This window comes from Arthrobacter sp. TE12232, assembly GCF_054062615.1.
Genome location: NZ_JBSSFK010000001.1, coordinates 224,551 through 237,615, shown reverse-complemented (window position 1 = coordinate 237,615; position 13,065 = coordinate 224,551). Strand labels below are relative to the sequence as shown.

Here is a 13,065-nt window from a genome sequence, read left to right as displayed (position 1 = left end):
CAGCACCTCCCGCCCGGTCCCGGATCAGGCCGGGGATCCATCCGAATGCGGGCACCGGGCCTGATCGCGGGCCTCGCGGGCCGCTGCGACGTCCGCGGCGCTTTGCATGTCACCGCGTGCCCGCAGCCCCGCGATGACGCCGTCAATATCGGCGTCGGGCCGGTTCTGGCTGAGCTTGTGCTTCGCCTGGATCCGGGTGATGAGCAGCTCGACGCCGACGATCGCGCGCAGCTGCCCGGCAATATAGCGCTCGGGCGCGTCATCCACGGTCCAGGGCCGCTCTGAGCGGGCTTCGTTGTGGTCGCTCAGCCGCCTGACGTGGCGGGCAAGCCAGGCCGGATCATCGTGGATGACCAGGGTGCCGTAGACGTGGGCCGTGGAGTAGTTCCACGTGGGAACGACGCGCCCGTGCTCTGCCTTGGACGCGTACCACGACGGTGAGATGTAGGCGTCCGCCCCCTGGATGATGACGAGCGATTCGCCGAGGGCGGGTTCGGACCATTGGGTGTTGTTCCGGGCGAGGTGTCCGTGCAGCGCACCATGCTCACCGGCCGCCGGGTCATAGACAAAGGGCAAAAGCGTGGCGAGCATGCCGTTCGCCGTGGAAGTGATCAGGTTGGCCGCGGCCGCCCGGGTGAGCAGGTGCTGGACTGAATCGGAGCTGGCGGCAAAATGTGCGGGGATGTACACGGGGGTTTCCCTTCGGATCGGGGGCCTGGGGTCGGGGATCGGACGCGGGGCGGGGCATGCGGGGTGCGCTCAAGGGGCCGGGGGAGACGGCTGCCGGTCAGGGGCCTGTCTTCGTGCCGCCGTCGCGGTTGCTGTTGCCGAAGCCGGCGCACCTGTTGTCGCATGCATACTGGTACTCCCTTTCACCCTCGGGGTACCGGGCCGGGAACGGACTGCCAAGCCGGCGCAAAGTATCACCGCGGCGCCGCCGATGATGGTGGTCCAGCTCAGGTTCTCGCCCAGTATGATCCCGGCCCAGCAAATGCTCAACACCGGCTGGACCAATTGGATCTGGCTGACCTGCGCCATGGGGCCGATGGCCAGGCCGTGGTACCAGGCGAAGAAGCCAAGGAACATGCTCACGATCCCAAGGTAGGCGAAGGCCGCCCACTGCGCGGGGGTGCCGGCGGGTGGTTGCCCGGCGATGGAGAGCGCCGCCAGGCACACCATGAGCGGAGAGGCGAGCACGAGCGCCCAGGACACTGTCTGCCAGGCCCCGAGTTCGCGGGCCAGCTTGCCGCCTTCGGCGTAGCCGATTGCCGCGCACGCCACGGCGCCAAAAAGAAGCAGGTCCGCCAGATGCAGCTGCCCGATGCCGCCGGATTGAGCGGAGGCGAAGACGATGGCCGCAACCGCCCCGACGCCGGTGATGACCCAGAAGATGACGGGCGGGCGTTCGTGGCCGCGAAGCACTGCCATCGTTGCGGTCGCCGCGGGGAGTAGCGCGATAACGACCGCGCCGTGGCTGGCGGGAACCGAGGTGAGGGCGAAGGAGGTCAGCAGCGGGAAGCCCGCAACCACGCCGCCGGCGACCACGGCAACGCGCGCCCACTGGAAACCGCGGGGCGCCCGCTGGCGGGTCAACGCGAGGGCGCACCCGGCGAGAACGGCCGCGACGACGGCCCGCCCCGATCCGATGAACAACGGCGACAGCCCCGCTACGGCCACGCGGGTGAACGGAACTGTGAAGGAGAAGGCGGCGACGCCGAGCAATCCCCACCACAGTCCTGTGGCCGGCCGGGACGATAACGGTTGTTCAAATAGTGCAGTAGCGCTACTCTTATCTCTCATGTCCAACGATAGCACCTCAAGAATCACGGCACGCCTCCGGGAGTGGATTGCCGGTGCCGCGCCCGGCGCCAGGCTGCCCTCGACGCGGTCCCTGGTCGCCGAGTACCAGGCCAGCCCGGTCACCGTGCAGAAGGTGCTCCGCACGCTTGCCGCACAGGGGCTGATAGAGAGCCGCCCGGGCGTCGGAACCTTCGTGCGGGCCGTCCGGACGGCCCGGCCTGCGGACTACGGCTGGCAGACAGCCGCACTGGGCTCACCCCAGGCTCCGCTCCGCCCCGTCTCCACAGCGATGCGCAGCGCGCCGAACGATGTCATCGCCTTCCACTCCGGCGACCCGGACCGTGAACTCCTGCCCGAGCGACTGGTGCGGGCGGCCCTGACCCGGGCAGCCCGGGGAGACGCCGCCTTGTCCCGCCCGCCCGCCGCGGGCCTGCCCGAACTGCAGTCCTGGTTCGCACACGAACTCCGGGCCTCAACGCCGGCCGGTGTCACGCCGCCAACGGCCAGCGATGTGATCGTGCTCCCCGGCAGCCAGAGCGGGCTCAGTTCCGTGTTCCGGGCGCTGGTCGGCAGGGGACAGCCGCTGCTGGTGGAATCCCCGACGTACTGGGGAGCCATCCTGGCCGCAACGCAGGCCGGCGTCCGGGTTGTTCCCGTGCCGAGCGGTCCCGACGGCCCCGACCCGGAGGAGTTGGCCCGCGCCTTTGCCGAGACCGGTGCACGGCTGTTCTATGCGCAGCCGAACTATGCCAATCCCACCGGTGCGCAATGGGCCACGCGCGTGGGTGAGCAGGTGCTGGAGGCAGTGCGCGCCCACGGCGCGTTCCTCGTCGAGGACGACTGGGCACATGATTTCGGCATCACCACCGATGCCTCACCCCTGGCCGCCCGGGACGATTCCGGCCATGTCGTCTACCTGCGCTCGCTGACCAAGAGCGTGTCCCCGGGCATCCGCGTCGCTGCGGTGATCGCCCGCGGACCCGCGCGCGACCGCATTCTGGCCGACCGGGGTGCCGAATCGATGTACGTCAGCGGCGTGCTCCAGGCGGCCGCCCTCGACGTCGTGACGCACCCGGCGTGGCAGACCCACCTGCGCGGCCTACGCCACCAGCTCCAGGACCGCCGGGATCTGCTGCTCGGCAGCCTGCGGGAGCATGCCCCGCTGGCCCACGTTGAGCACGTGCCCAAGGGCGGGCTGAACCTGTGGGCCCGCCTGCCCGACGGGACCGACGTCGATCAGCTCGTCCGTGACTGCGAGGCCGCCGGGGTCATCATCGCCGCCGGGACCGAGTGGTTCCCGGCCGAACCGGCCGGACCGTTCATCCGGCTCAACTACGCCGGCCCCAATCCGGGCGCCTTCCGGGAAGGCACGCGCATCCTCGGCCAGGTACTCGAGCACACAACCGGCCGGTAGGGCGGGCCGGCGGAGGAGCGGCGGTCCGCGTTAGCCCGCGTCGCGGGGCGCGAACATGATGACGGCGACCCCGAGCAGGCAGACCGCCGAACCCAGGATGTCCCACCGGTCCGGCCGGAACCCGTCGACGATCATGCCCCAGGCCAGGGAGCCTGCCACGAACACGCCGCCGTACGCCGCGAGGATGCGCCCGAAGTGCGCGTCGGGCTGCAGCGTGGCCACGAAGCCGTAGATGCCCAGCGCCACGACACCCAGACCGGCCCACCACCAGTCCCGGCCTTCGCGGACGGACTGCCAGACGAGCCACGCCCCGCCGATTTCGGCTGCCGCGGCCAGGATGAAGAGCACGATGGTTCTTGCGATAGTCACGCCATCATGATGGCACCCGCCGCCGCGTCATCCGTGCGGGCACGCGCCGAGGCTTCCGCCGGACCCGTCACACGGGGTCATGGCTTGCATCGCCGGCCGCGCCTCCCTATAACTTTAAGTTTCAAGTAAAGTTCTGCCGGGAATGCCGCGGACCGCAATGTCGTATGGCCGGTCGGTCCCGCTCCGGCGCAACGTCTGCACCTTCCTGCCGAATGCCTGAGGACCTGAGATGACCCTTGTGTCAGAGACCATCGAACACGCTGCACCCGCTCCAGCGGCCGCCGTGCGCAGCCGGGTTTCCGTGCCGCTGCGGTTCGCGGACGGGTTCACCGCCGACGCCGAGGTGCTGACCTTCAGCGGACTCACCGACGGAAAGGAGCACCTGCTCCTCGCCCTGGGCGACTGGGAGCAGGCGCTGCTGGAAGCGGCGCGCGGGGGCTCGGGACCCCTGGTGCGGCTGCACAGTGAATGCCTCACCGGGGATGTGTTCGGGAGCCAGCGGTGTGACTGCGGTCCGCAGTTGCGGGAGGCTGTGGAGCGGATCGCAGCCGCCGGCGGGTTCCTGCTCTACCTCCGTCAGGAAGGCCGCGGCATCGGCCTGTATTCCAAGCTCGATGCCTATGCCCTGCAGGACGGCGGCCTGGACACCTACGAGGCCAACCTCGCCCTAGGGCACGGCGAGGACGAGCGGGACTACACGGCTGCGGCGCAGATGCTCGGCGCCCTGGGCGCCGGGACGGTGCGCCTGCTCAGCAACAACCCGGACAAGGCGGCCCAGCTGGGCGCCCTCGGCGTCGACGTTTCCGCGCAGATCGCCACGGGCGTCCACGTGTCCCCGGCCAACCTCCGGTACCTGACCGCCAAGCGCGACCACACCTCCCACACGCTCCGGCTCCCGCCCGGCCCCGGCCGTGATGAGCCGCGCAGCGGCATCCTCGCCGGGACTGCCGCCCGGCCCGCTGCCGCGGTGCCCGTCGTCGTCCCCACCCACGATGAGATGCTGGCCCGCGCTCAGGGACTCATTCCCGGCCTGCGCGAGCGGGCCGCCGAAACAGAGCAGCTTCGCCGTGTACCCGACTCCACCATGGCGGAACTCGGGTCAGCTGAAATCTTCCACGTGCTGTCCCCCAAGGCTGCCGGGGGATTCGGCATGGGACTGGAGACCTACGTCGAGGTCGTGCGCCGGCTTGCGAGGGGGTGCGCCTCCACGGCATGGAGCGTGGGCCACCTGGTCGAGCATGTCTGGATGCTCGCACGCTGGCCCCGGGAAGCGCAGGACGAAGTCTTCGCGAACGGTCCGGTACCGTTGGCAGCCGCCACCGGCGCACCGGCCGGGGTGGCGGAGAAGGTACCGGGAGGCTACTCCATCTCGGGCCGGTGGACCTTCGCCTCCGGGGTGATGCACTCCGCGTGGGCGCTCCTCGCGGCGCAGCACGGCGGGGTGCGCCTGCAATGCCTGGTGCCCCTGGCCGACGTCGAGGTTCTCGATGTGTGGCACACGGCCGGCCTGAGGGGAACCGGGAGCAACGACATCCTGGCCCGGGACCTGTTCGTCCCGGAGCATCGGGCGCTGGACTGGGAACTCCTGGCAGCCGAGGCCAATCCGGGCAGCGAACTCCATCAGGATCCGCTGGTCCACACACCCATGGGCGCGCTGCTGAATATGGTGGCCCCTGCCGCCGCCTTGGGGTCAGCCGAGTACGCGGTCGAACTGTTCCGGGAGCTGTTGATGGTGCGCAAGGTCAAGCACACCGTGGAGACGCGGCAGGCCGACTCGCCGCTCGCGCAGGTCCGCTATGCGCAGGCTTACGGCCTGGTTGCCGCGGCACGGCTGCATTGGCAGGAAGCTGTCCGGGTGGTCTCGGCCTCCCATGCGCGCAGGCCCTCAACAATGACTGACCGGGAGCGCGCTGACTACCGGCTGTCCCTCGCGCTGAGCGGTGAGGCCTCGGCCGAAGCGGTCCGCCTGGTCATGACGGGGTCCGGCGGGAGTGTTCACCGGCTATCGCACCCGCTCCAGCGGATCCAGCGCGACGTCAACGTCCTGCTGAACCACGCGGCGCTCACCAGGGATCCGGTGCTCGAGCAGGCCGGCCGCGGCCTCCTGGGCCTCGGGTTCACCGTGCCCACGTTCTGACCGGAACCCGCCGGGAGCCCGCAGGGCGCCGGCCCGGGGGCCGCAAGAAGCTTGAAGCTTCAATAAAAACAGGGTACGATGATGCCATGACTCAGACCACTGACCGCCCTCCGGTTCTCTTCCTCAGCCACGGTGCGCCACCTCTGGCCGACGACTCCACATGGACCCGCCAACTCAACGACTGGCCCGGCACCTTCGGCAAGCCCAAGGACATTCTCATGGTCTCTGCGCACTGGGAGAATGCGCCGGTGACGCTCAGCGCCACCGGGCGCGATCCTGGCCTGGTCTACGACTTCTGGGGCTTCCCCCAGAAGTACTACGATGTGGCGTATGACGCCCCGCAGGCACCTGAGCTGGCAGCCGAAGTGGAGAAGCTCGTGGCCGCCCACGGCCACCACGTGGAGCGCGATGAAAGCCGCGGCCTGGACCACGGCGCCTACGTTCCGCTGAAGGAGATGTACCCCGCAGCAGACGTGCCGGTGGTGCAGATGTCCATGCCGACGCTGGATCCGCAGGGACTGTTCGAACTCGGCATGTCGCTTGGGCCTCTGCGTGACCGGGGCACGCTGATCGTCGGATCCGGTTTCACCACGCACAACCTGCGCTGGTTCAATCCCGCCGGCGGGCCGGACACCGCCCCGCCGGCAGCATCCAGCGAATTCGACCACTGGGCCGAGGAAGCCATGGCCCGCGGCGACGTCGACTCCATCCTCGATTTCCTGAACAAGGCGCCGGCCGCCCGCGAGGCGCACCCCCGGAGCGAGCACTGGGCTCCGCTCTACGTTGCCCTCGGGGCCGCATACGGCTCGGGAGAAATCCAGGCGAAGACGGCGATCGACGGGTTCTGGTTTGGGCTGTCCAAGCGGTCGTGGACCCTGACATAGGCGTCTGGTACAACACGGTACGAGACGCGGGCCGGCGCCTGCGCCGGCGCGCGGACAGCCGAACGATGGAGGGCGTCGCACAACGTAACACCGGAATGCCCGGCGCCGGGCACCGGTTGTGATCCTCGGTGCCGGTTCGCCGGCACGGCAACGACTTGACATGAACTTCACCTCAGATTCCAGGAGCGCAACATGACGATTGCAGTAACGGGTGCCACAGGACAGCTGGGCCGATTGGTCCTCGAGGACCTGCTCAGCACCCAGGAGCCGGGTTCCCTCGTTGCGGTGGTCCGCGACGCCGCGAAAGCTGGTGATCTGGGGTCCCGGGGCGTCCAGGTGCGCGTGGCGGACTATTCCGATCCTGCCGCGCTCGAGGCCGCTCTCGCCGGCGTTGAGAAGCTCCTGCTGGTCTCCGGCAGCGAGGTAGGCTCACGGGTGGCACAGCACGCCAACGTGGTCAGCGCGGCCAAAGCGGCAGGTGTCCGTTTCATCGCCTATACGTCCGTCCTGGCCGCGGACACCACAGAGCTGATCCTGGCGCCCGAGCACAAGGCAACCGAGGAACTCATCCGCGCGTCGGGACTCGGGTTCACGCTCCTGCGCAACGGCTGGTATTCCGAAAACTACGCCCAGACCGTGGCCACGGCCCGGCAGACGGGCGCCGTCGTCGCCGCTGCCGGTGACGGCAGGGTGGCCAGCGCCGCACGGGCGGACTATGCGGCCGCCGCCGCGGCGGTGCTCACCTCTGCCGGGCACGAGGGCCGCACCTACGAGCTCTCCGGCGATTACGCGTGGGACTTCAAGGAACTGGCGACGGCGATCGCCGGGATCGCCGGACGGGACGTCGTGTACCAGCCCGTGTCCGCTCCCGAGCTGATCCAGGTCCTGACTGCTGCCGGGCTCGACCAAGGGACCGCAGGATTCCTCGCCGCCCTGGACACGGACACCAAAGCTGGTCTTCTGGCCACCGTCACGGGCGAGCTCTCCGGGCTGATCGGACGGCCCACGACGCCGCTGCTGGAGGCGCTGACGTCCGCCACCGCAAGCTAGGGGCTGCGGTCACGCCGGGCGCCATCATCGACGGTTTCATCCGTTCCGGGTGACGGCCCGCGGCCGGGCCGGACATAGCGTTGGGTTATCGCCGGCGGAGGACCGCCCGGGACCCAAAGTTCCGGAAACGGATTCGGATTTGGGACTTGGCCCAAGGCCTTTTCCTGGAGCGGAACGGGCGGCCTGTGCCGGCGGGCCAGTACCAGCCGCAACGCCAGCGAATCGAAGTGAGCGATGTTAGTCCGGAACAAGCATGCCGCCGTCACGTCCGAGGCACGCGCGCTCTTCGTCGGCAGCGTGGGCTTCGTAGTCCTCGGCGGCGTCGCACTTCTGCTCGTCGGGCGGGAACCTGTGGCGTTGTCCGGACGAGGATCGGCCGGTGACATTGCGGCGATCGGCACGGCGGTTCTTGGTGCCGCGGCGGTGGTGGCCGGTTGTCTGCAACGCCCGACGCCGGTGTCACCGCAGTTCCGCGGTGGCCGGACGCGTAGTGCGATCGACGTCGGCGCCCTCGCGCTGGCCCACGCGTGTATGTTCCTGCTCGGCTGGCTGGCGCTCTTTTGGATCTTCCAGCAAGCGTTTATCGGCGCGGTCCTCTACCCGGTGGCGGCCGCCGTCCTGGTCGGGGGTGCGGGGGCCATCAGCGCCTACGTCGCGTACCTGTCCGCGCTCGGCATGACCGCCTACCGGCTCGCCGCACTCCTCGCCGGTTTCCTCGTCACAGGTGTCCTCACGAGCATGCTGACGGCAGCGGACCCCCTCTGGTGGCAGAAGCACCTCAGCGCCCTCGGCATGAGCTCGGACGTCTCCGGGGCGACGTTCAACTTCACCTTGATCGTCGGCGGTGTCGTGGTCACCACCCTGGCGGGATATTCGACGGCGACGCTCGCTGCGAGCGCCAACACCCCGGCCGCACTTCACCGGGTAAGACTGCTCGAAGGCGGCATCGTCCTGATCGGCGTGTTCCTCGCCGGCGTGGGAGTGTTCCCGGTCGATGAGCGCTTCGGGATCCACACCCTGGTTGCCTCCGGCATGGTGGTGGTGTTCGCGTCGCTCATTGTCCGCATCCGGGCCCTCATTCCCTCCATCTCGCCCGCCTTCGCGGCGCTCGGGTGGGTGTTCCTGGCAGCCATCATTGTCGCCGCGGTGCTGTGGTTCCCGGTCGGCTATTACAACCTGACCGCGGTGGAGCTCATCGCCGGATTGTTGATCTTCTCGTGGCTCATCGTCCTGATCCGCAACCTTGCCGCCGTTGACGCCGACCGGCTCGGCGCGGACCTGTTCGAGGCCGACCGGCCGGCCGGGCCGCAGATACAACGCTCCGGATCAGGCCAGCCTGTTTCAAACGCAACGGACGGGACGGCGGCCGAACCGTGAGTGCGGCCGGGCGGTCCTGCGGCCGGCCCTTGTTCACGCGGCAACCGCCAGAAGATGCCGCGGCCATCCCATCCGTCGCAGACGGCGGGGGAGAGACTCCCTGAAGGCCGGCGGTCAGGGGGATTAGACTCCGTTCATGCGCCTGGCGATCGTTGGAGCCGTATTGCTTGTGGCCGGTGCCGTGGCGATTGTCGCCGGGGCGCTGCCTTTGGCCGACGTGGCCGCCCTCATCGACCGGGTGGCTCCAGTCCTGCTTTTCGTCGTCGCCATGACTATCGTGACGGAGCTGGCCAGCGAGGCCGGCGTCTTCCTCTGGACCGCCCGCAGGCTCCGGCACTGGGGCCGCGGGCGCAGCATTATCCTGTGGCTGTTCCTGGCCGCATTCGCGACGCTGAGCACCATCTTCCTGTCCCTGGACACAACAGCGGTGCTTCTGACGCCGGTGGTAGTCAGCGTGACCCGGCAGGCAGGCCTGCCGGCGCTGCCTTTCGCGCTGACGACTGTGTGGCTGGCCAACACGGCCAGCCTGCTGTTGCCTATTTCAAATCTGACGAACCTTTTAGCCCAGCACAGCCTGGGCGGGACCAGTCCCGCCGCCTTCGCTGCCCTGATGTGGGCCCCATCCGTTGCCGCCATCGTCGTGCCGCTGGTATTCGTCGGCATCGTCTTCCGCCGCGACCTACGCAAGCGCTATTCGAGGATACGGGTCGGGCGGATCAGGACTGATCAGCCCGCCGGCGGAGGATCCGGGGCCGCAGCGACCGACCGGGTTCTGCTCGGCGCCAGCGCACTCGTGCTGGCACTGCTCCTGCCAGCACTCGTGTCAGGAGTCCCGGTCTGGATCCCGGCGCTGGCTGCCGCCGTCGTACTGGCAGTCGTGTTCGCGCTCCGGCGGCCGCGGGTGCTCAAAGTCTCTTTGGTTCCCTGGTCTCTGCTCCTGTTCGCCTCCGGCCTCTTCCTGGTGATGGAAACCATCCGGCATCTGGGCGCTCCCGCGTTGCTGAGTCAACTGGCCGGGCAAGGCCAAGGGACACCGGACTTGCTTCGGCTGGCCGCGACGGGTGCGGTCGGTTCCAATCTGCTGAACAATTTGCCTGCCTACCTGCTGGCCGAGCCACTGGCGGAGACGCCGCAGCGCATGGCGGCGTTGCTGATCGGAGTCAATGCCGGCCCGCTCATCACCCCGTGGGCGTCGCTGGCCACCCTGCTCTGGCACGAGCGGCTGGTGCGGATGAATGTCCTCATCACGTGGAAGGGCTACGCCATCTTCGGTCTGATCGTCGCACCCCTGACAGTAGTCGCCGCAGCCTTGGCACTGGCCGCAGTCCAGCCGTGAACCGGCCGGTGCTTGGACCAGGCACCGGCCAGGTACCGGATCTGCACTTACCGGATCGGAGCAAACCGGCAAGAATGAAGTGCGGCCGCCCACGGTATCCGGGGCCTGCGCTAACGACAACGGAGGTGCCTCCATGCTCAGCCTGCAGGACATTGACAATATCGTCCTCAACGGAGGCATCGTGGTGGACGCCAACGGGGAGAAAATCGGCTCCGTGGAACAGATCTTCACCAGCGGCGATTCCGGTGATCCGGCGTTCGTCACCGTGCGGACCGGTTTGTTCGGCATGTCCGAGTCCTTCGCCCCGCTTTCCGGGGCCAGTCTCGAGGAATCCGTGATCAGGGTTGCCTTCGCCAAGGACACGATCAAGAACGGCCCGCGCATCGACAGCGACCGCGGCGTCATCACGGAGACCCAGGAACAGGAGCTCTACCGCTACTACGGGCTGGTGGGCGACACCGCTGGCGAGGGATCCGCCGTCGGAACAAGCCCGGGCGTTTCCCCGCCGTCAACCGGGGAGACCGCGGCGGCACAATCGACGGCCGACTCCGCGGCCGACGAAGGAGTGACCGATGCCGCCGGGGCGAGGCACGCGGGTCAGCTTCCCCCGCAGCCTTTGCCGCAAGGCGCCCCGCCACCGCCTCATGGTGGGCTGGCGCACCAGCCACCACCGCCTCATCTGCGAAAGCATGTGCCTCCGCACCCCATGCCGCGTCACGGGCCACCGCCACCGCCCGGCCCCCCGCCCCCGCAGGAACAGGCTCCGGTGCGATAAGCGCGGTTGTGCGGAGCTGCCCAGCTATGGGGTAACGATGTTGAACGCCGGGTCTCCGGAGTCCAGTGCCCCCAGCAGTGCCGGCAGGACGGCGCTGCTGCCACTCAGGCTGATGCCCTCCGAAGTGGTGTCCCCGCCGAGCAGGGCCAGCAGCCTGTTCTTCGTGAGCCGGATCTCGACGTCGGCAGATTCGCCGGCCAGCCGGTCGCTGATCAGTACGCCGTTGCGGAGGGTGACATGGTACGCGGCGTCGAGTTCAGTGAACGTGACATTGAGCGAGAGGTCCAGGTCCCAGGCTTTGGGGCCGTTCACCGAGATGGCGAGGGAACCGAAGAGCTGCTCGGGGGTGAGCTGGGCAACGATCGCCGGTGTCGCCGTCGCGGTGGGTGTCCCGAAGTTGCCGTCCCGGAGCTCCGTTGCGCCGGAGAGGAAGAAGTTCCGCCACGTTCCGTTCTCGGCGCCGTAACCGAGCTGTTCCAGCGTGTCCGCATACAGTTCCCGCGCCGCGGCGTGGCCGGCGTCGACGAAAATCGCGTGGTCGAGCAACGTGGCTGCCCAACGGAAGTCACCGGACTCAAAGGCAGCCCGCGCGGTGCTCACGACGTGATCCAGGCCGCCCATCGCGTCCACATAGCGGGCGGCGAGCTCCGCGGGAGGGTGCGGCCAGAGCCTGGCCGGGTTTCCGTCGAACCACCCCATGTAGCGCTGGTAGATGGCTTTCACATTGTGACTGACCGAACCGTAGTAGCCCCGGGCATGGCACGCGTTCGCTAGGGCCGGCGGCAATTCGATGATCTCGGCGATTTCGGCCCCGGTGTACCCCTGGTTGATGTATCGGACCGTCTGATCGTGGAGATAGGCATAAAGGTCGCGCTGGACTGAGAGGTAGGAAAGGATCCGGTCCGTTTCCCACGTCGGCCAGTGATGGGAGGCGAAGACGACGTCGGTCCGGATGCCAAACATCCTGATCGCCTGCGTCAGGTATGTGGACCAAACGTGAGGGTCGCGGACCAGCGCCCCGCGGAGGGTGAGCAGGTTGTGCAGCGTGTGCGTCGCATTTTCGGCCATGCACAGGGCGCGGTACCGGGGGAAGTAGAAGTGCATTTCCGCCGGGGCCTCCGTCCCGGGGGCCATCTGGAATTCGATCTCGACACCGTCCACAGTATGGCGCTCGCCGGTCTCGCTGATCTCAAGCGTCGGCACGATCAGCCCGATTTCGCCCGTCGAGGTTGTTTGGCCGAGGCCGGCTCCGACCTGGCCCTGCGGGCCGCACGCGAGTGCGGCGCCGTACATGTAGCCGGCCCGGCGTCCCATGGCCGTGCCGGCGTAAACGTTCTCCGAGACAGCGTGCTCCACAAAGCCCTCCGGGGCGATCACCGCGATGCCCCCGGCGTCGGCATCTTTCTGGGTGGCAACGCCGAAGACGCCGCCGAAGTGGTCGACGTGGCTGTGCGTGTAGATGACGGCGACAACAGCCCTCTCACCCCGGTTCGACCGGTAGAGCTTGAGCGCCGCCGCCGCTGTCTCGGTTGAGATAAGTGGATCGATCACAATGACCCCGGTGTCACCTTCCACAAAGGTGATATTCGAGAGGTCGAGGCCGCGGACCTGGTAGATTCCCTCCACCACCTCAAAGAGGCCCTGCTTCGCAACCAGCCCCGACTGCCGCCAGAGGCTCGGATTCACGGTGGTGGGGGCCGCCCCGCTAAGGAACGAATATTTGTCGTTGTCCCACACCACCCTCCCGTCGGCAGCGTGGACCACTGCGGGACTCAGGGCCGCGATGAAACCGCGTGCCGAGTCCTCGGTATCGGATGCGTCGGCGAACGGCAGCGTCTCGGAAAGCTTCTGGTGAGCGGCCACGATGGCCCGCTCGGCTGGTTTGTGGGTCAAAGGATTTCGCCATCCCCTCCGAAGGACCAT

Annotated in this window: 11 protein-coding genes; 7 read left to right on the top strand and 4 right to left on the bottom strand. The window is 68.4% G+C overall.

Going from position 1 to position 13,065, the window contains the following annotated elements:
* Positions 1 to 24: 24 nt before the first annotated feature.
* Complete coding sequence (locus ACVWZ7_RS01025) at positions 25 to 690, bottom strand: FMN-binding negative transcriptional regulator (protein WP_456506625.1); 666 nt, start codon at positions 688 to 690, stop codon at positions 25 to 27.
* A gap of 69 nt (positions 691 to 759) precedes the next feature.
* Positions 760 to 1,800 carry a DMT family transporter gene (locus ACVWZ7_RS01020; RefSeq protein ID WP_456506624.1) on the bottom strand — a complete coding sequence of 347 codons (1,041 nt, stop codon included), beginning with the start codon at positions 1,798 to 1,800 and terminating at the stop codon, positions 760 to 762.
* Between ACVWZ7_RS01020 and ACVWZ7_RS01015 the strand changes: the two genes are divergently transcribed.
* Positions 1,799 to 3,214 carry an aminotransferase-like domain-containing protein gene (locus ACVWZ7_RS01015; RefSeq protein ID WP_456506623.1) on the top strand — a complete coding sequence of 472 codons (1,416 nt, stop codon included), beginning with the start codon at positions 1,799 to 1,801 and terminating at the stop codon, positions 3,212 to 3,214. The two genes, ACVWZ7_RS01020 and ACVWZ7_RS01015, sit on opposite strands and share 2 nt — an antisense overlap.
* Positions 3,215 to 3,244: 30 nt before the next feature.
* Here the strand turns inward: ACVWZ7_RS01015 and ACVWZ7_RS01010 are convergent, their stop codons facing one another.
* Entirely contained in the window at positions 3,245 to 3,583 is a 339-nt protein-coding gene (locus tag ACVWZ7_RS01010; protein ID WP_456506622.1) for a YnfA family protein, read from the bottom strand.
* A gap of 229 nt (positions 3,584 to 3,812) precedes the next feature.
* On the opposite strand from ACVWZ7_RS01010, the gene ribA reads away from it, so the two are divergent.
* The 6 genes from ribA (at position 3,813) to ACVWZ7_RS00980 (ending at position 11,142) form a co-directional block, all read left to right on the top strand.
* Positions 3,813 to 5,720 (top strand): GTP cyclohydrolase II RibA, encoded by a 1,908-nt coding sequence (ribA, locus tag ACVWZ7_RS01005; RefSeq protein WP_456506621.1) that lies wholly within the window; start codon positions 3,813 to 3,815, stop codon positions 5,718 to 5,720.
* Positions 5,721 to 5,806: 86 nt separating this feature from the next.
* Positions 5,807 to 6,604: a dioxygenase family protein gene (locus tag ACVWZ7_RS01000; RefSeq protein WP_456506620.1), complete on the top strand. Its 798-nt coding sequence runs from the start codon at positions 5,807 to 5,809 to the stop codon at positions 6,602 to 6,604.
* Between the two features lie 192 nt (positions 6,605 to 6,796).
* Positions 6,797 to 7,654 carry an SDR family oxidoreductase gene (locus ACVWZ7_RS00995; RefSeq protein WP_456506619.1) on the top strand — a complete coding sequence of 286 codons (858 nt, stop codon included), beginning with the start codon at positions 6,797 to 6,799 and terminating at the stop codon, positions 7,652 to 7,654.
* Between the two features lie 234 nt (positions 7,655 to 7,888).
* Positions 7,889 to 9,031, top strand: a complete 1,143-nt coding sequence (locus ACVWZ7_RS00990; protein ID WP_456506618.1) for a hypothetical protein — start codon at positions 7,889 to 7,891, stop codon at positions 9,029 to 9,031.
* 136 nt (positions 9,032 to 9,167) lie between these two features.
* Positions 9,168 to 10,367 (top strand): SLC13 family permease, encoded by a 1,200-nt coding sequence (locus ACVWZ7_RS00985; protein ID WP_456506617.1) that lies wholly within the window; start codon positions 9,168 to 9,170, stop codon positions 10,365 to 10,367.
* Between the two features lie 133 nt (positions 10,368 to 10,500).
* Positions 10,501 to 11,142 (top strand): PRC-barrel domain-containing protein, encoded by a 642-nt coding sequence (locus tag ACVWZ7_RS00980; RefSeq protein WP_456506616.1) that lies wholly within the window; start codon positions 10,501 to 10,503, stop codon positions 11,140 to 11,142.
* A gap of 24 nt (positions 11,143 to 11,166) precedes the next feature.
* On the opposite strand, the gene ACVWZ7_RS00975 is transcribed toward ACVWZ7_RS00980, so the two are convergent.
* The gene (locus ACVWZ7_RS00975; RefSeq protein ID WP_456506615.1) at positions 11,167 to 13,035 is read right to left on the bottom strand and encodes an alkyl/aryl-sulfatase; all 1,869 of its coding nucleotides are present in this window, start codon (positions 13,033 to 13,035) and stop codon (positions 11,167 to 11,169) included.
* Between the last annotated feature and the right edge of the window lie 30 nt (positions 13,036 to 13,065).

Excerpts from the sequence above, each read along its gene's own strand:
- ACVWZ7_RS01015 (WP_456506623.1), top strand. The coding sequence starts at position 1,799 with ATGTCCAACGATAGCACCTCAAGAATCACGGCACGCCTCCGGGAGTGG.
- ACVWZ7_RS01020 (WP_456506624.1), bottom strand. The coding sequence starts at position 1,800 with ATGAGAGATAAGAGTAGCGCTACTGCACTATTTGAACAACCGTTATCG.
- ribA (WP_456506621.1), top strand. The coding sequence starts at position 3,813 with ATGACCCTTGTGTCAGAGACCATCGAACACGCTGCACCCGCTCCAGCG.
- ACVWZ7_RS01000 (WP_456506620.1), top strand. The coding sequence starts at position 5,807 with ATGACTCAGACCACTGACCGCCCTCCGGTTCTCTTCCTCAGCCACGGT.
- ACVWZ7_RS00995 (WP_456506619.1), top strand. The coding sequence starts at position 6,797 with ATGACGATTGCAGTAACGGGTGCCACAGGACAGCTGGGCCGATTGGTC.
- ACVWZ7_RS00990 (WP_456506618.1), top strand. The coding sequence starts at position 7,889 with ATGTTAGTCCGGAACAAGCATGCCGCCGTCACGTCCGAGGCACGCGCG.
- ACVWZ7_RS00985 (WP_456506617.1), top strand. The coding sequence starts at position 9,168 with ATGCGCCTGGCGATCGTTGGAGCCGTATTGCTTGTGGCCGGTGCCGTG.
- ACVWZ7_RS00980 (WP_456506616.1), top strand. The coding sequence starts at position 10,501 with ATGCTCAGCCTGCAGGACATTGACAATATCGTCCTCAACGGAGGCATC.